Origin of the sequence: Rhodococcus sp. AD45-ID, assembly GCF_003023755.1 — a bacterium.
GTDB lineage: Bacteria > Actinomycetota > Actinomycetes > Mycobacteriales > Mycobacteriaceae > Rhodococcus_F > Rhodococcus_F globerula.
The window spans coordinates 430,918-448,904 of record NZ_PYHL01000002.1 but is presented as its reverse complement, the minus strand read 5'-3'; the positions used below and the strand labels follow the sequence as shown (position 1 = coordinate 448,904).

The following is a 17,987-nucleotide window of genomic DNA, read 5'->3' as shown; positions in this document are numbered from 1 at the left end:
GTCATCACGACATCCGCAGCGATGGGCGTAGGTTTTTGTCATGCCTGATCCTGATTCTGATGTGCCTGCATCCGGGGTACCTCCGGTAGGAGTACGACGCATCCGGTCGTCGACTTCCGGGTTGCAGGCGTCGCTGTCGCGGCGGCGTCAGGTTCGCGATCCACTGCCCGAGGCTTTGCTGCGGCGGGTCAAACAGTTCTCCGGACGGCTGGCGACCGAAGCCGTGACGGTCATGGAGGAGCAACTCCCGTTCTTCGACACCCTGGACGCGTCCCACCGCGCAGACGTTCAACTGTTGGTACAGACGTCAGTGGTGAATTTCCTCGAATGGCTCAGGCAGTTGGATTCGGAGATCAGCTTCGGATACGAGTCCTTTCCGGTCATTCCTCAGGAGTTGGCGCGGCGACTGACGCTGCGGCAGACGGTCGACATGGTTCGCGTTGCCATGGAGTTCTTCGAGAAGTGGTTGCCGGCGTTGGCTCGCAACGATCAGCAGCTCATCGCGTTGACCGAGGCCGTTCTTCGGTACGGACGTGAACTCGGATTTGCTGCTGCATCGGTGTACGCCAGCGCCGCTGAATCGCGTGGCGCATTGGACAGCCGACTGGAAGCACTGGTGGTCGACGCCGTTGTGCGCGGCGATACCGGCTCCGACATGCTCTCGCGCGCTGCCACGTTGAATTGGGATGCAACTGCTCCGGCAACGGTCATCGTCGGATCACCGCCGCCCGATGAACGGGTCTCGGTCGCAGGAACCGTCCACGCCACTGCTGCGGCCCACGGCCGAGCGGTACTCGCAGTCGTTCAGGGCAGCCGCCTGGTGATGGTTGTCAGCGGCGACGTGACCAGCAAGTCCGCGCAGAGCGAGTTCATGCAGGATCTTCTGCGAAGCTTCGCCGGCGGCCCGGTGGTGATCGGCCCGACGACCCCAAGTCTGAGCGCCGCGCATTTCAGTGCGTCTGAGGCTTTTGCCGGAATTAAAGCGGTTGTGGGATGGCGGGGAGCGCCGCGCCCGGTGTTTGCGACGGAGCTACTGCCGGAACGCGCACTACTCGGCGATCAAGCTGCCGTCGACGCTCTCCAGGATCATCTCGTTACTCCGTTGGCGGAAAGTGGCTCCGTCTTGACCGACACTTTGGACACTTATCTCGACTGTGGAGGTGCGGTTGAGACTTGTGCACGTCAGCTGTTTGTTCATCCAAATACGGTGCGATACCGCCTGAAACGAATTACCGAAGTGACCGGTCGGGATCCAACCAATCCACGCGACGCGTACGTCCTGCGTATAGCCGCCACGGTGGGCCGATTAAGCGAAATCGATAACAAATCGGACACAACGTTCACTCCCGTCACACCGTTCACAGTGTGACAAATTGCCTTGTAACCCTTTCGCGTCCAATTCCGATGAGCAAACGCGACGTGGGAATTTGTGGGAAACCTACAAAACACACCACCAGAGTTCATCGCCACCGACATCTCGAACTTCACCGCTGCCAGTGTTCTCTTAATAAGTGATTTCCTTGCTTGCCCCCGGACAGGGCTCTCAGACACCCGGCATGCTCAGCCCATGGCTGGCATTGCCCGGAGCGCAAGACCGCCTGGAAATGTGGTCGAAAGCCGCAGGTCTCGACCTCGTCCGTCTCGGAACCACCGCGACCGCGGAAGAAATCACGGACACGTCCGTGACTCAGCCCCTGGTCGTCGCAGCAGCACTACTTGCCTACGAGGAAATCGAATCGCAGGGCCTCCTCGGAACTGGCGTCATTGCCGCCGGTCACTCGGTGGGCGAACTCGCCGCGGCGGCAATCGCGGGCGTCATCACTGCTGACGAAGCTGTCGCACTCGCAGCACTGCGCGGCGCGGAGATGGCCAAGGCATGCGCACTCGAGCCCACCGGCATGTCCGCGGTCCTCGGCGGTGACGAAGCCGAGGTACTGGCCCGCATCGAGGAACTCGGACTCGAAGCCGCTAACCGAAATGCTGCGGGTCAGATTGTTGCAGCCGGTTTACTCAGCGCCCTCGAAGAGCTTGCGGCCAGCGCACCCGAGAAGGCTCGCGTGCGGGCACTTCCCGTCGCCGGTGCCTTCCACACCCGATTCATGGCTCCGGCCCAGGACGCCGTTGCAGCTGCTGCCGCCAAGATCACCCCGTCTGATCCCACGCGCACGCTGCTGTCCAACTCGGACGGCGCACCGGTCTCCTCTGGTGCCGACGCCCTCACAAAACTTGCCGCGCAGGTAACTCGACCCGTTCGTTGGGACCTCTGCTCCGCTTCGTTGCGGACCGCAGAAGTCACCGCGATCGTCGAACTCCCGCCGGCCGGAACCCTCGTTGGTATTGCCAAGCGCGAAATGCGTGGCACTCCGACGGTGGCCCTCAAGAACCCGGAGGATATCTCCGCTCTGTCCGGACTGACCTAGCCCGGGCGCTTCACCCTGAGTTCAGCTGCCCAGAAGCTGGACTTGGTTCACCACCTCAATCGATCAAGAAGGGAGCCACACCAGTGGCCCACACTCAGGAAGAAATCATCGCGGAACTCGGCCAGATCGTCGAGGAGGTCACCGGAATCGAGCCTTCCGAGGTCACCGCTGACAAGTCGTTCGTCGACGACCTCGATATCGACTCCCTGTCCATGGTCGAGATCGCAGTTCAGACGGAAGACAAGTACGGCGTCAAGGTTCCGGACGAGGATCTGGCCGGCCTGCGCACCGTCGGCGACATCGTCGCGTACATCCAGAAGCTCGAAGCCGAAGGCGCCGAAGCCAAGAACGCAGAGTGAGCCGACCGTGACTTCCGCTTCTACCCGCAGGGGGAAATTTCCCGACATCGTTGTCACGAGCCTCGCGACGACGACGTCGGTGGCTGGTGATGTGGATGGCACGTGGAAGGCTTTGCTCGCCGGCGAAAGCGGCATCGGAGTCCTCGACGACCCGTTCATCGACGAATTCGACCTTCCGATTCGCATCGGCGGGCACCTCAAAGTTTCACCGGACGAGGGTCTGTCGAGAGTTGAAATCCGACGGATGAGCTGGGTCGAACGACTCGCGCTGACCCTCGGCCGGACTGTGTGGAGCAATGCCGGCAGTCCCGAGGTCGATCAGGACCGCCTCGCGGTTGTCATCGGCACCGGACTCGGCGGCGGCGACACGCTGATCGACGCAGTCGACAAGCTTCGCGGAGGTGGATACCGCAAGGTGTCCCCGTTCTCGGTGCAGATGGTCATGCCGAACGGGCCGGCGGCAACGGTGGGACTCGAGCTCGGCGCCCGTGGTGGCGTCATTACTCCCGTCTCCGCATGTTCGTCGGGTTCCGAAGCGATCGCCCACGCGCACCGCATGCTTGTCATGGGTGACGTGGACATGGTGGTGGCCGGCGGAGTCGAGAGCTTCATCGACGCCGTTCCCATCGCAAGTTTTGCCATGATGCGTGCGATGAGCACCAATAACGACAATCCGACCGCGGCTTCGCGTCCGTTCGACAAGGACCGCGACGGATTTGTGTTCGGTGAAGCCGGCGCGCTGATGATCCTCGAAACCGAGGAGCATGCAAAGGCGCGTGGCGCCACGATTCACGCACGTTTGTTGGGCGCGGGAATCACGTCCGACGGTTACCACATCGTGGCACCGCATCCCGAGGGTCTGGGCGCGGCTCGAGCCATGACGCGGGCAATCGAGATGGCCGGTCTCTCGAAGGCCGACATCAAGCACATCAATGCTCACGCCACCGCGACGCCGATCGGCGACATCGCGGAGGCAACGGCAATCAACTCCGCCGTGGGCAACCACGCGGCGGTGTACGGACCGAAATCCGCACTCGGACACTCGATCGGCGCTGTCGGTGCCCTCGAGTCCGTTCTGACGGTTCTGGCTGTGCGCGACGGGATCATTCCGCCGACGCTCAATCTCGACAACCAGGATCCAGAGATCGATCTCGACGTCGTCAAGGGCGAAGCCCGAACCGGCAGTTTCGATTTCGCACTGAACAACTCGTTCGGTTTCGGTGGGCACAATGTTGCGCTCGCTTTCGGCCGGGCATAGCCAGTCGTTGACCTTGTCCGCGGGTGATGTTGGAACGGAAATGACAACATCACCCGCGGGCACACCGATCGGCAGTTCTGCCGAAGGCACGTATTGAAGGAGGACGCGATGACCATCCTGGCCCCCGTGACTAAGTCCGAATCGTCGACAGATCCGCGTGATCCCCTTGCGCGCCTGGAGAATCTGTTCGATCCGGGAACCACGGTTCCGCTTCACCCGCGCGACAAGTCAGGTGTGCTCGCCGCATCCGGAAAAATCGACGGCGTCCGCACCATCGCCTACTGTTCCGACGCCACCGTCATGGGTGGCGCCATGGGCCTCGACGGATGTAAGCATCTGGTCGACGCCATCAACACCGCCATCGACGAGCAGACTCCCATCGTGGGGCTCTGGCATTCCGGTGGCGCTCGCCTCGCTGAAGGCGTCGAAGCTCTGCACGCTGTCGGACTTGTCTTCGAGGCAATGGTCCGCGCATCAGGCCTTATCCCACAGATTTCGGTTGTCCTCGGATTTGCCGCAGGCGGCGCGGCGTACGGACCGGCTTTGACCGACGTCGTCATCATGGCGCCCGAAGGTCGAGTGTTCGTCACCGGACCCGACGTCGTCCGCAGTGTGACCGGCGAACAGGTCGACATGGTCTCGCTCGGCGGACCGGACACCCACAGCAAGAAGTCAGGCGTCGCACACATCGCCGCGCATGACGAGTCCGACGCCCTGCACCGGGCCCGTCGACTCGTCTCCATGCTCTGCGACCAAGGCACGTTCGATCAGCGCGCCGCCGAACTCGGCGATTCCGATTTGCGGGCGATGATGCCGGCGTCGGCGAAGCGCGCGTACGACGTGCGTCCGATCGTTCACGAACTGCTCGACAACGTCGAAGGTGAATCGAGTTTCGAAGAGCTGCAAGGTAACTACGCGCGCAGCATCGTCACAGGATTCGGCCGGATGGCCGGTCGCACTGTTGGTGTCATTGCCAACAATCCCCTGCGACTCGGCGGCTGCCTCAACTCCGAGAGCGCCGAGAAGGCCGCGCGATTCGTTCGCCTCTGCAATGCCTTCGGTGTGCCACTCGTCGTAGTCGTCGACGTCCCCGGATATCTCCCCGGCGTGTCGATGGAATGGGAAGGCGTCGTCCGCCGCGGGGCAAAGCTGTTGCATGCCTTTGCCGAAGCCAGCGTCCCCCGCGTCACCGTTGTCACCCGAAAGATCTACGGCGGCGCCTACATTGCCATGAATTCACGGGCCCTCGGTGCCACGGCTGTATTTGCGTGGCCGAATTCCGAGGTCGCCGTCATGGGCGCAAAGGCCGCGGTGGGCATCCTGCACAAGCGCGCCCTCGCCGCCGCTCCCGACGACGAACGCGAAGCCCTCCACGACCGGTTGGCCGCTGAACACGAAGCCATCGCAGGCGGCGTCGACCGGGCCGTCGAGATGGGTGTGGTGGATCGGGAAATCGATCCCGCGAAGACTCGCAGTATCGTCACGGCCGCCCTTGCCGCCGCTCCGAATGTGCGTGGGCAGCACAAGAATATTCCGCTGTAGGAACGCGTCGAACGCAAGGTGAGCCCCGCCGATAACGGCGAGGCTCACCTTTTCATTCACGCTTGCGGATCAGCTGACGCGGCGGTGCAACCACATCACTTCAGCGCCCTCGCCGGAGCATCGATACGGTTCCAACTCTTCGTCCCAGGGCGCCCCCATTGCCCGGTCGATTTCTCCGACGATGTCGCCGCCCGCGTCGATGATGGATCGAAGCCGCAGTTCGCCGACAACAACGTCTCCGTTGGCACTGGTGGAACCGCGCCACAGACCGAGACTGGGAACGTGGCTGTAGCGCTCACCGTCCACGCCGGCACTGGGGTTCTCGGTGACCTCGAATCGAAGCTTCGGCCACGCCCGTAGTGAATCCACCAGTCGGGCACCGGTTCCGACGGGCCCCGACCAATCCGTTGTTGCACGCAGCAGTCCATTGTCTGCCAACTGCGATGTCCACCGCAGTTTGGCAGGACAGCCCAACGCGGCGGACAAAGCCCAATCCACGTGCGGGCACAGCGCTGCGGGTGACGAGTGGATGAAGACCACACCAGTCGTCAGTTCCGCGAGGTGATTCGGTTGCACTCGAGCCTCCTGCTTCGACGAGGGACGTCTTCCCCAACGACCTCTGTCGAATGTGTGAAGCAGGCTCGATTGAATAGTGTGCCTGTGTTACCCGTGTTGCGCTAGTGGAACAAGAGAAAATTGTTACCGAATGTCCGTTATAACGTGATCGGACAATTCAGTCCATAGCGGCTTTGCCCAATCACCGAAGGCGCGATCGGTCAGGACAACGCAGGCAGCGTCGATATCGGGATCCACCCACAGGAAGGTTCCGGACTGACCGAAATGGCCGAAAGTCGACGCGGAATTCTCGCGTCCGGTCCAATGCGGATTCTTTTGTCCGCGTATTTCGAAGCCCAATCCCCAATCATTAGGCCGCTTGGAGCCGTATCCCGGCAAAATGCCGTTGAGCCCGGGGAATTGCACCGAGGTCGCCGTTTTGTACGTCTGCGGTGAAATCAGCGTCGGGGCTAGTAGTTCAGCAGCGAAGCCGGCCAGGTCGGCCGCCGATGCCTGCGCTCCGTGGCCCGCCGGGCCGACCAGCGCCGCGCTCGTCATCTTCAGCGGTTCGAACACCGCCTCAGCCAGGTAGTCGGCAAACGGAATCGAGGTTTCGTGTTCGACCAATTCGGCAAGCACCTCGAATCCCGCACTCGAATAGATCCGCTTCGACGCGACGGGAGCTTGGACGGTCCGCTCACCGAAGGCCAGGCCGGACGCGTGAGCCAGCAGATGCCGCACCGTGGATCCTTCGGGGCCTGCTGGTTGATCCAGCTCGACGGCGCCTTCCTCCACGGCAACCAGAATTGCGTAGGCGCACAGGAGTTTTGTTACCGAAGCCAATGGGAACACGCGGTTCTGGTCGCCGTTCGACGCAGAAATGCGGCCGCCCCCGCCGGAATGTTCTCCCGTGAGGACGACCGCTGCCGCATTGTCGACGGGCCACTGATCGATGACGTCAAGACTGTGCACCCGATCAGACTACTGGCCCACGAATTCAGCTGTAGATCACCAGTCCGCTTCGGTGTAACGGATCACGCCGCGGATATTCTTGCCGTCCAGCATGTCCTGGTAGCCGTCGTTGACACCTTCGAGGGTGTAGGTGCGGGTGACCATGTCGTCGAGGTTGAGCTTGCCCGCCTTGTACATCGCGAGCAGGTTCGGAACGTCCTGGCGGGCGTTGCCGCCGCCGAAGATGTTGCCCTGGAGGTCCTTCTGCAGCATCGACATCAGGAACAGATTGAGCTTGACGTCCATGTCCGTCAGATGCCCCATCGCAGTGACAACACAACGTCCGGCCTTGGCCGTAAGGATCATCGCCTCTTCGACGTATTCGCCCTTCATCTCACCGACGGTGATGATGGTCTTCTGCGCCATCCGTCCGTGTGTCGCCTCGATGATGGGTTGAATTGCCGCAGCGGCACTCTCGAACGCGTGGGTGGCACCGAACTTCAGAGCCTGCTCACGCTTCCACGGCACCGGGTCGATGGCAAAGACGTACCGCGCACCGGATGCAACGGCACCCTGCAGCGCGCTGATTCCCACGCCGCCGACGCCCATGATGACAACGTCCTCGCCTGGCTTGACGTCGGCAATGTGCGTCGCCGATCCCCAACCGGTGGGAACGCCGCAACCGACAAGCGCGGCAACCTCGAACGGAATGTCCTTGTCGATCTTCACCACCGAGGACTGGTTCACCACCATGTACGGGGCAAACGTTCCCAGCAAGCACATCGGGATCACGTTCTCGCCGCGAGCCTGAATTCGGTACGTGCCGTCACTGATTGCCTGACCGCTGAGGAGTCCCATGCCGAGGTCGCAGAGATTCTGATGTCCGGCCGAACACGCGGGACAGGTTCCACATGCCGGGATGAAGGACAGCACGACGTGGTCGCCCACCTCGAGACCTGAGACCTCGGGGCCGAGTTTGGTGATGACGCCCGAGCCTTCGTGGCCGCCCATCACGGGGAACGACGGCATCGGCGTGGCGCCGGTGACGATGTGGTGATCGGAGTGGCACATTCCGGCCGCTTCCATGCGGATCTGGACTTCGCCGGCTACCGGATCGCCGATCTCGATCTCCTCGACGGACCATTTCTCGCCCAGGCCCCACAGGATTGCACCCTTGGTCTTCACGTCAGTTCACCCTTTCATTCGCACACCCGCATCTATCACTGTGACCATAGCCACAAATAGCGGAAATTGGAACGTGTTCTAACGAAAGTTTTCGTGCCGCAGGTCAGACGTCCAATTGAGCAGGGAAAACACGTGCCGGGCATTTCGGAAACGGCCCGCTCAGTGGGACAACCTCTCAGTGGGACAACTCTGCCGACCACGGCGGGTCCGCGCCGGGTCGTGACACCGTGACGGCAGCCGCACGCGCCGCAAACTCCAGCGCCGCCTGCCATTGAGGTTCCGTGAAGCTGCGAACAGCTGCCGGATCGAGTGCGTCGTGGCGCTCTAAGTAAGCCAACAGAGCGCCGTGCACCGTGTCCCCCGCTCCGATGGTGTCGGCGACGCGAACCGTCGGCGCCGGTACCGAAACCTCGAATCCCGGTGTCAATACCGTCAATCCATCGCCGCCTCGCGTCAACAAGATTGCTCCGACACCGTCGGCCAGCCACTCACGACCGTCGACCGAACCCAGCCACGCCGCGTCGTCGTCGCTCACTTTGAGAATGTCGATGGACGGCAACCAGGTGCGGAACCGTCGACGGTACGCGTCGGGGTCGCTGATGACGGCCGGGCGGATATTGGGGTCCACCATGGTCAGTCGTCCGCGTCGATGCGCCTCGAACAGCAACGCTTCGTACGCCGACGCTCCGGGTTCCAAGACCAGCGAGAGGGTTCCGAACGAGAAGGCGCGGGCGTCGGGAAGTTCCGGCGCACTGAAAAGCCGATCCGCTGTCCCCTCCAGATAGAAGCTGTACCGGGCGCTACCGTCGTCGGACAGATTGACGACGGCAAGTGTGGTCGGCTCCGGACCCCGTTCCACGGCACTGGTGTCCACGCCCGACGCGGTCAGCGACTCGATCATGCGATCACCGAACGCGTCGGACGACAATCGGGAGACAAACCCGACGGCCGACCCGAGTCTGCCCAACGCGAGTGCGACGTTGAACGGTCCGCCGCCGAGCTTGGGCGAGAAGTTCTCCCCCACCGGCACCAGATCGACCAGTCCCTCACCACACACCACGACGGATCGATTTCGGGTATCACTCATCGGTAGACCTTAACTTTGAGGCGATCATGGTAATGCCCTGCTCGGCGCGATCGAGTTCGAGCGCCGAGCAGGGCACGATTTCGGATGGGGACTCAGTTACCCACGCGCTCACCCGTCGTGGGGTCGAAGAGGTGCACCGGTCCGTCTACCCGCTCGAACCCGAGCGTCTGGCCGTACTGCAGTTGAGATCGCCCACCTGTACGTGCGACGAGTGAAATCGGGTCGGCATCCGTTCCCGGCACATGGGCGTAGATATACGACTCGTTGCCCAGTTCTTCGACCAGATCGATCTGAGCGGCGATGCCGGTTCCCGCGGGAACCACCTGGAATTGTTCCGGCCTGATTCCGACGGTGACTGAATCCAGTCCGGCGGCAGCAATTGCCGTCATCTGCTCTCGCTCCAAGGGAACGTCGACGGATCCGAATCGAACGCCGCCGGACGTGACCGGCGCCGTCACCAAGTTCATTCCCGGCGATCCGATGAAACCAGCGACAAACGCGTTTGCGGGACGATCGTAGAGTTCGGTCGGTGACGCAAACTGTTGCAACTTGCCACCTTTGAGCACTGCGACTCGATCACCCATCGTCATCGCTTCCACCTGATCGTGAGTGACGTACACGGTGGTGGTTCCGAGTCGACGCTGCAATGCCGCGATTTGCGTACGTGTCTGGACCCGCAGCTTTGCGTCGAGGTTGGACAGCGGCTCGTCCATGCAGAACACCTGAGGTTCACGAACGATGGCACGTCCCATGGCAACTCGCTGACGCTGACCACCGGACAGCTTGGCGGGCTTGCGGTCCAGGTAATCCGTCAGATCGAGGAGCTTTGCAGCTTCGGCAACCTTCTTCTTTCGTTCCTCCAAAGGAACTCCACGCATCTTCAGCGCGAAACCCATGTTCTCGCCGACGGTCTTGTTGGGATACAGGGCGTAGTTCTGGAAGACCATCGCAATGTCGCGATCCTTCGACGGGACATCGGTCATGTCCTTGCCGTTGATCGTGATTGCACCGGAGTCGATGTCCTCGAGCCCGGCCAACATGCGCAGCGCAGTTGACTTTCCTGATCCTGACGGTCCGACGAGGACGATGAACTCACCGTCCTTGATATCGAGGTCGAGCGAATCGACAGCGAGGGTTCCGGCACCTTCGTAGATGCAAGACGCTTTCCGGTAAGAGATTTCAGCCATGACGAACTCCTGAAAGTGTGGGGCGAACTAGTGGATTGCGCCGGGTCATTTGATGGCGCCGAAGGACAGGCCGCGCACCAGCTTGTTCTGGGCGAACCAACCGGCCAGGATGACGGGCAACGCCGCCATGGTTGCTGCTGCAGAGAGGCGAGCCCAGTACAGGCCCTCGCCCGTGATGAAGCCGACCAGGAAGACCGGAATCGTCTGCGCTTGAACAGCTGTCAGGTTGACTGCGAAGAAGAACTCGTTCCACGAGAAGATCACGCAGATCAGCGCAGTGGCAGCGATTCCGGGCGAGATCAGGGGCAAGATCACCTCGCGAACCGAGGTCCACAAACTGGCGCCGTCCATACTGGCTGCTTCGAGGAGCTCGCCGGGTACTTCGAGGAAGAACGAGCGCATCATCCACACCGCAATCGGCAGATTCATCGACGTGTACAGGATGACCAGAGCCCAGATGTTGTCGAGCAATCCGATGTCGTTGACGATCACGTACAGCGGCACGATCGCTGCCACGACGGGAAGCATCTTGGTACTGATGAAGAAGAACAGCACATCTTGCGTCTTCTTCACCGGGCGAAGCGAGAGCGCAAACGCCGCTGGAACACCCAGTAGCAGAACAAGAATGGTGGACATTCCCGTGGCAAATGCCGAGTTCGCCAGCGTCGTACCCAGACCCGAATCGAGAACGGCACGGAACTGCTCGAGTGTCGGGGTGAAGAACAACTTCGGCGGATCCGTGTAGGCATCGGCCTCGGTCTTGAACGCCGTCAGAACCATCCAGAAGACCGGAAAGAAGAAGCCCAGAGCGGCAATCCACGCCACTACCGACCAGGGACTGAACTTGCTGCTTTTCTTTTTCTTCACTACGGGCTTGTCGGTCGTCGCGCTTGTCGTATCTACGGTAGTCATCACGCAGCCTCCTCATTACCGGTGAAGCTCTTGAAGATCAATCGGAGCGCGAGTGTCGACACGATGATGGTCGCGATCACTGTCACGACGCCCATCGCCGCAGCTTGACCGACGTCGAAGCCGAGGAACGCACGCTGGTAGATGTAGAACGGCAGGTTCGAGCTGGCGACTCCTGGCCCTCCCGCCGTCATCATGTACACCGCGTCGAAGGTGTTCACGAGGTAGATCGCACCGAGCACGGCGCCGAGTTCGATAAATCGGCGCAGATGCGGCAACGTCAATTCGCGGAACATCGCAAACGGCTTGGCGCCGTCGACTCGCGCGGCCTCGAGAATGTCGCGGGGCATGGACTGCAGCCCGGCCAGGATCAACAACATCATGAACGGGGTCCACTGCCAGATCAGATTGATCATGACTGCCGCGAGCGGGAACTTGCTCACCCAGTCGACCTGGCCGACACCGAACGGCTGGAGAACGAAGTTCACGATGCCGAACACCGGGTCGAACATCGTTGTCTTCCACAGCAATGCGCCGGCGACCGGGGTGATGAGGAACGGCGTGATCAGCAGCGTTCGCACAATCCCGCGGCCGAGGAACGCCCGGTCGAGAAGCAGTGCCAGCGCCAGTCCGAGTATCACGGACACGATGACCGTTCCCACGATCATGATGACCGTGTTGACAGCCACCTCACGGAACTGACTGTCCTTGAACACCTCGATGTAGTTGTCCAACCCATTGAAATGCCGTGATCCCGGCCGCACGAGGTTCCACGACTGCGTGGAGTAGTACAGCGTGAACAGGAACGGAATCTGGGTGACGACGATCGCGAAGATCAACGCCGGCAACAACGGACCTCGACGACGCCATCCCTCGGCGCGGGAGATCTTCTTGTCGATTCGGACCGGCGGCGCGTCGTCCACCGCAGTTCTGGGCTCAGCAACCGTAGTCATCGGTTCTCCTGATAGGTCTTGCCGACCACCTCGGCATACTGCTGCGATTGTTCGAGTGCTTCTTTCACACTCTTCTGACCCGCGATGGCAGCGCTGATCTGCTGGCTGACGCGAGTGCCCAGATCCTGGAACTCAGGAATGGTGAGGAACTGGACTCCGGTGTACGGAACTGGTTGCACTGTAGGGTTTTTCGGATCTGCGTTGTTGATCGATTCGAGGGTGATTTCACCGAACGCCTTGGAGGCTTCCTGATACTCCGGAATCTCGTACGTCGAAAGACGACTTCCCGGCGGCACCCTCGACCAGCCGAGCTCCGTGCCGACTCGCTGGATGTAATCCTTGTTTGTCATCCACGAGATGAACTTCCACGCATCGTCCTTGTTCTGGGCCGACTCCGGGATCCCGAGCGCCCACGTGTAGAGCCATCCTGGATCGGATTTCTCGACCTTCGGAGCCTTGGCGTAGCCGATGTTTCCGAACACCTTCGACGACGCGGGATCTTCGAGAACCGACACCGCCGACGTCGCGTCGTACCACATTGCGGTATTGCCCTGCGCGAATTGTGTTGCACACTCACCGAATCCACTGGTCGCGGGACCTGGTTGACCATGTTCCGTGACCGTGTCCACGTAGAACTGAACGGCGTCTTCCACCTGCGGACTGGTCAGCTGCGCATTCCAGTCTTCGTCGTACCAGCGACCTCCGAAGGTGTTGATCACGGTATTCAGTGGTGCGAGGACCTCTCCCCAGCCAGGCTTTCCGCGAAGGCAGATGCCCGACATCTTGGCGTCTGGGTTGTCGAACTGCTCTGCCCAACCGGCAACTTCCTGCCACGTCGGATCTTCGGGAACCGTGATGCCGGCCTGGTCGAACAAGTCTTTGCGATACATCAGGAACGACGACTCACCGTAGAACGGAACGGCGTACATGCTGTCCTCGTAGGACAGGGACGTCTTGATCGACGGAATGAAGTCGTTTTCGTCGTAACCCGTTGTGGCATTGGCATACTCGGACAAATTCACGAGCCAACCATTGGCAGCCCATTGCGGCGTCTCGTAGTTGCTGATCATGACTACATCGAATTCACCGCCGCCCGTAGCCGTCGATGCCGTGATCTTGGCGCGCGCCTGATTCTCGGAGAGGCTGACGAACTTGAGGTCGATCCCCGGGTTCTCGGCTTCGAAAGCGGGTGCCAATTTGATGGCGTCCTGCATCTGTGAGTTCGACACCATCGCAATGGTGACGGTTCGTTCGCCGGAACCACCGAGTGCGCCCGCACCCGCACATCCCGACACCAGGAGGCAGAGAGCCGCAGCAGCAGCGCCCCACACTCGTCTTCCTGTTTTCACGGATTACCTTCCTTCACACTCACGTGTCAGTTGCACGCTCAGCCGGCAGAACTCGTGAGAGAGCTAGCTTTCGAGCAGCCACTGGGCGCACTCGACATCGGTGACGAGTACGTGTGCCAAACCTCCGCGCAATGCGCCCAGAACGGCCTGGCGTTTGTGTGTTCCCCCCGAAATCAGAATGGTCTGATCACAGGATTTCACTGCGTCGAGCGATACGGATACCGTGCGCTCGGGTAGTGGCCCCTCCACTGGAGTTCCGTCGATCGTGTAGAAACGGCCCCCGATTTCGCCGACCGCGCCGCGACTTTCCAACTCGTCCAGCATGGTCGAGTCGACAAAGCTACCGGCAAACAACGTGGTGGCCGTGGATACGGCGCCAACACCGAAAACCATGATGTCGGAATCGGTTCCAGCTTGCAGCGCCTTTGATATGACCGAATCGTTTTGCATCGACTCCACAGTCGCCGGATCGGCGTACAACGGAGCATTGAGGCGAATCGGATTGGCCTGCAACTGTTGTGCACATCGGCCGATAGTGAAGTCAACGCCGGTTTGATAGTCGGTCACCGTCATGGAGCCGTCAAGTTGTACCACAGCCGAGCACTTTGCCGCCCGGTCCGGCAAAGAACCCGCTACTGCAACGGTTTCCGGCCCCCACGTGAATCCGAGAACGCTCGACGGCTGCAGACGCCGAACCAGCACGTCAGCAGCGCGACGGCCCAACGCATCGTAGTCGGGATCGTCTGAATCCGAATTCGCTTCGGGGACAACCAAAACTTCCGCCAGGCCGAAACGCTTCTCGAGCTCGGACTCCAATTCCGTGTTCACCGAACCTTCCAACTCCGGCGGAACCAAGATCTCGACCCTGACCAAGCCTTGCGACCGCGCCCGAGCCAGCAAGCGGCCCGCCGTCGGCCTCGAGACACCGAGTTTTGCCGCGATCTCCGCCTGAGTAGCCCCTTCGAGGTGATACATCGTTGCCGCGCGCAGCGCGAGTCGGACATCCTCGGACGCCGGCGTCTTCGACGTCTTGAGTCCCGTTGGCTGAGCCGACTGGTTCACGCGTTCTCCTCGTTGATTCTTTTGGTTGATTCTTTTGATCGTGAGCAAATGCTCACTAGATGTTCTTATGCTCATTAAGCTAACATCTACGTTGTGACCCACACAACAGTTTCCGGTGAATCCATCGATCTACCTGCGACAATTCGGGCAAATGTCCTTATTTCAGTCGGAAAGATGCAGATGGAGGAAAGACCGCGACCGTCGCCCAGGCCTGGCGAAGTGCTCGTCCGCGTCCATGCGGTTGGCGTATGCGGATCGGACGCCCACTATTTTCGCGAAGGCCGCATCGGCCCCTACGTCGTCGAGGCTCCCCTCGTTCTCGGGCACGAGGCGTCAGGTCGGATCGCAGCCGTCGGGGACGGCGTTGATCCCAGTCGCATCGGACAACGGGTCTCCATCGAGCCACAGAAGCCCGATCCGACCAGTTCGGAATCGAAATCCGGCCGATACAACCTCTGCCCTCACATGGAGTTCTTCGCGACGCCTCCCATAGACGGTGCGTTGACGGACTACGTGACCATTGGCGCAGACTTCGCACATCCCATCGCCGATTCCGTGTCCTATGAAGCCGCAGCGCTGTTCGAGCCACTCTCTGTGGGCATCGCTTCCGTCCAGAAGGCGGGTATCACCGGTGGGTCCCGAGTACTCATCGCGGGCGCCGGACCGGTGGGAATCGTGACGACACAGGTAGCCAAGGCTTTTGGCGCCACCGAGGTCATCGTCTCGGACATCGACGCCGCCCGACGCGAGGTGGCACTGAAATTCGGCGCCACCACCGTGGTGGATCCCCGCGAGAGCGATGTACGTTCACTCGGCGTCGACGCGTTCATCGACGCCTCGGGAGCCACAGCCGCCGTGATCGACGGCATCCATGCTGTTCGGCCGGCCGGGACAATAGTGTTGGTCGGAATGGGCGCAGACGAAATCCCGCTGCCCGTCCCCATCATTCAGGGTCGCGAGCTCGTCCTCACCGGCGTGTTCCGATACGCCAACACGTGGCCGATCGCCGCGGCACTGGTCGCGTCCGGTCGCGTCGACCTGGATTCGATGGTCACAGCCCGCTTTTCACTCGAACGCTCGCGCGAGGCGCTGGAAGCCGATCGCGTCCCCGGCAGCATCAAGGCCGTTGTCATCGTCGCCGAAGGAGACTAGAACTTTCATGGAACTCAACACGAAGACCTTGCGCGACTTCGATGCTTCACTCGAAGTGCCGAACTACGACCGGAGCAAAGTCACCACCGGCATAGTGCATTTTGGTGTCGGCGGCTTTCACCGCGCGCATCAGGCCATGTACATCGACACCCTCCTACGCCAAGGAGAAGGCTTCGACTGGGGAATCTGCGGCGTCGGAGTGATGCCGTCGGACAAGCGGATGAAGGATGCGCTCGGCGCTCAGGACGGTATGTACACGCTGGCGCTCAAGCATGCTGACGGAACGCTCGAAGGCCGAGTCATCGGGTCAATTGTCGAGTACCTGTTTGCTCCGGACGATCCACGCGCCGTCATCGAGAAGATGGCGTCGGAGTCGACAAAGATCGTGTCCCTCACCATCACCGAGGGCGGTTACAACATCTCGCACACCACCGGTGAGTTCGACGCATCCAATCCCGATGTCGTACATGATCTTCGGCCAGGAGCTCTCCCCCGCACGACGTTCGGACTGGTCTGCGATGCTCTCGCCCTTCGCCGAGAACGCGGCCTCGCACCCTTCACGATCATGAGTTGCGACAACATCGAAGGGAACGGCGCCGTCGCACGAACAGCTTTCGGAGCCTTTGCCGCCCTGAAAGATCCGGAACTTGCAGAGTGGATCGAGCAGAACGGTGCGTTCCCCAACTCCATGGTCGACCGGATCACGCCCGTCACTACTGCCGAGGTGACTGCCGAGATCGCCCAGGCATTCGGCGTCGACGATCAATGGCCTGTCGCAGCGGAACCGTTTACTGCGTGGTTCCTCGAGGACGAGTTCACGGTGGGCAGGCCACCTTTGGAAAATGCCGGCGTGAATGTGGTGCCGGACGTGCGCCCGTACGAACTCATGAAGCTGCGTCTCCTCAATGCCAGCCATCAGGGCATCGCTTACTTCGGCTACCTCGCCGGATACCGTCTCGTTCACGAGGCATGCCAGGACGAACTCCTGTCCGGGTTCCTGCTCGACTACATGAACCTCGAAGCGACCCCCACCCTCGATCCGGTCCCCGGCGTCGACCTCGATCAGTACAAGAAGACGCTCATCGAGCGCTTCTCGAACCCACAGGTTCGTGACACGATTGCGCGTCTGTGTGCCGAATCGTCCGATCGAATTCCCAAGTGGCTCTTGCCGGTCATCCGCAAGCAACTCGACACCGGAGGGCCCATCAATCTGTCCACGGCCATCGTGGCCAGTTGGGCGCGCTACGCCGAGGGCGTCGACGAGAAGGGCGACCCGATCACCGTGGTCGATCAATTGGCCGACACGTTGGTGCCCCTTGCCCAGAAGCAGGCGGTCGACCCACTCGCCTTCATCGGCAACCGTGCCGTTTTCGGCGACCTGGTCGACAACCGACGATTTGTCGCGAGCTTCCGAACAACACTCGACTCGTTGCACTCAGTCGGAGCCCGAAAAACCCTCGAGGAGGTGCGCGGGCTCTGACTACCCCGACACGTCGTGCAAGTGATGGATCGGATCATGAATGAAGTACATGGCCAATGATTCGACGGTGAACGCCGATCCGTCACCGCGGAGCCCACGCCTACCCAGCTGACCCTCCGCGACTGATTCGAATGCACTCGCAACGGCGTCAGCAGCGTCGGCCAATTCCGAAGCGACTGTCGCCGAATCCTGCTCGTTGTAGCGCTCGGCAATTGCTGTCGCGTCCTGATCCCAGTTCTCGAAGTACGGATCGTCGAATGTGAGCATCTGCTCCAACCGGGCTCTGAAAATCCTGAACACGTCACGCACATGGGCGGAATACTCCAACGCGGACCAGGTTTCGCTGTTCGGCCGTACCGTCACGTCCTCGCGCTGCAGCACCTCACCCCAAGCGGCGGCATTCCTGCGAACCAGATCGGGAACATCAGCGAAGGTGATGGTGGTCGAGTCGAACCCGCACTCTGTGCACGGGCGTTCGAGTACCCATGTCCAATTCTTTGTGTCCGGCGTGATCGGCATGGATCGAGAATAGTCCGCT

The 17,987-nt window shown here is 61.2% G+C and carries 17 protein-coding genes; 7 read left to right on the top strand and 10 right to left on the bottom strand.

Annotation, left to right across the window (positions count from 1 at the left end; translation table 11 throughout):
• Positions 1–40: 40 nt before the first annotated feature.
• The 5 genes from C7T36_RS18225 to C7T36_RS18205 all read left to right on the top strand — a co-directional run bounded on the left by C7T36_RS18225 (position 41) and on the right by C7T36_RS18205 (position 5,579).
• Positions 41–1,369 carry a CdaR family transcriptional regulator gene (locus C7T36_RS18225; RefSeq protein WP_084702724.1) on the top strand — a complete coding sequence of 443 codons (1,329 nt, stop codon included), beginning with the start codon at positions 41–43 and terminating at the stop codon, positions 1,367–1,369.
• A gap of 142 nt (positions 1,370–1,511) precedes the next feature.
• Positions 1,512–2,420 carry an ACP S-malonyltransferase gene (locus C7T36_RS18220; protein WP_033233098.1) on the top strand — a complete coding sequence of 303 codons (909 nt, stop codon included), beginning with the start codon at positions 1,512–1,514 and terminating at the stop codon, positions 2,418–2,420.
• Positions 2,421–2,503: 83 nt separating this feature from the next.
• A complete protein-coding gene (acpM, locus tag C7T36_RS18215; RefSeq protein WP_033233096.1) occupies positions 2,504–2,779 on the top strand; it encodes a meromycolate extension acyl carrier protein AcpM in 276 nt (91 codons plus the stop codon).
• Between the two features lie 7 nt (positions 2,780–2,786).
• Complete coding sequence (locus C7T36_RS18210; protein ID WP_033233094.1) at positions 2,787–4,037, top strand: KasA/KasB family beta-ketoacyl-ACP synthase; 1,251 nt, start codon at positions 2,787–2,789, stop codon at positions 4,035–4,037.
• A 108-nt stretch (positions 4,038–4,145) separates the two neighbouring features.
• A complete protein-coding gene (locus tag C7T36_RS18205; RefSeq protein WP_033233092.1) occupies positions 4,146–5,579 on the top strand; it encodes an acyl-CoA carboxylase subunit beta in 1,434 nt (477 codons plus the stop codon).
• Between the two features lie 69 nt (positions 5,580–5,648).
• Here C7T36_RS18205 and C7T36_RS18200 read toward each other — a convergent pair whose 3' ends face one another.
• The 9 genes from C7T36_RS18200 to C7T36_RS18160 form a co-directional block, all read right to left on the bottom strand.
• Entirely contained in the window at positions 5,649–6,155 is a 507-nt protein-coding gene (locus tag C7T36_RS18200) for a DUF3145 domain-containing protein (protein WP_033233089.1), read from the bottom strand.
• Positions 6,156–6,278: 123 nt separating this feature from the next.
• A complete protein-coding gene (locus C7T36_RS18195; RefSeq protein WP_045067032.1) occupies positions 6,279–7,106 on the bottom strand; it encodes a serine hydrolase in 828 nt (275 codons plus the stop codon).
• A 36-nt stretch (positions 7,107–7,142) separates the two neighbouring features.
• On the bottom strand, positions 7,143–8,270 hold the full coding sequence (locus C7T36_RS18190; protein WP_033233085.1) for an NDMA-dependent alcohol dehydrogenase: 1,128 nt from the start codon (positions 8,268–8,270) through the stop codon (positions 7,143–7,145).
• Positions 8,271–8,445: 175 nt separating this feature from the next.
• Entirely contained in the window at positions 8,446–9,357 is a 912-nt protein-coding gene (locus tag C7T36_RS18185) for a carbohydrate kinase (RefSeq protein WP_045067031.1), read from the bottom strand.
• Positions 9,358–9,449: 92 nt separating this feature from the next.
• On the bottom strand, positions 9,450–10,544 hold the full coding sequence (locus tag C7T36_RS18180) for an ABC transporter ATP-binding protein (RefSeq protein WP_045067030.1): 1,095 nt from the start codon (positions 10,542–10,544) through the stop codon (positions 9,450–9,452).
• A 45-nt stretch (positions 10,545–10,589) separates the two neighbouring features.
• Positions 10,590–11,456 carry a carbohydrate ABC transporter permease gene (locus C7T36_RS18175; RefSeq protein WP_045067029.1) on the bottom strand — a complete coding sequence of 289 codons (867 nt, stop codon included), beginning with the start codon at positions 11,454–11,456 and terminating at the stop codon, positions 10,590–10,592.
• Positions 11,456–12,406 (bottom strand): carbohydrate ABC transporter permease, encoded by a 951-nt coding sequence (locus C7T36_RS18170; RefSeq protein WP_033233075.1) that lies wholly within the window; start codon positions 12,404–12,406, stop codon positions 11,456–11,458. The genes C7T36_RS18175 and C7T36_RS18170 overlap by 1 nt, the downstream gene beginning before the upstream one ends.
• Positions 12,403–13,755, bottom strand: a complete 1,353-nt coding sequence (locus tag C7T36_RS18165; protein ID WP_045067028.1) for a sugar ABC transporter substrate-binding protein — start codon at positions 13,753–13,755, stop codon at positions 12,403–12,405. The genes C7T36_RS18170 and C7T36_RS18165 overlap by 4 nt, the downstream gene beginning before the upstream one ends.
• 63 nt (positions 13,756–13,818) lie before the next feature.
• Positions 13,819–14,817, bottom strand: coding sequence for a sugar-binding transcriptional regulator (locus C7T36_RS18160; RefSeq protein WP_033233071.1), 999 nt, complete (start codon positions 14,815–14,817; stop codon positions 13,819–13,821).
• Between the two features lie 141 nt (positions 14,818–14,958).
• Between C7T36_RS18160 and C7T36_RS18155 the strand changes: the two genes are divergently transcribed.
• Both C7T36_RS18155 and C7T36_RS18150 read left to right on the top strand, forming a co-directional pair.
• Positions 14,959–15,969 carry an NAD(P)-dependent alcohol dehydrogenase gene (locus C7T36_RS18155; protein WP_045067896.1) on the top strand — a complete coding sequence of 337 codons (1,011 nt, stop codon included), beginning with the start codon at positions 14,959–14,961 and terminating at the stop codon, positions 15,967–15,969.
• Positions 15,970–15,976: 7 nt separating this feature from the next.
• A complete protein-coding gene (locus C7T36_RS18150) occupies positions 15,977–17,449 on the top strand; it encodes a mannitol dehydrogenase family protein (RefSeq protein ID WP_045067027.1) in 1,473 nt (490 codons plus the stop codon).
• Here the strand turns inward: C7T36_RS18150 and C7T36_RS18145 are convergent, their stop codons facing one another.
• Entirely contained in the window at positions 17,450–17,968 is a 519-nt protein-coding gene (locus C7T36_RS18145; RefSeq protein ID WP_045067026.1) for a DinB family protein, read from the bottom strand.
• Positions 17,969–17,987: the final 19 nt, after the last annotated feature.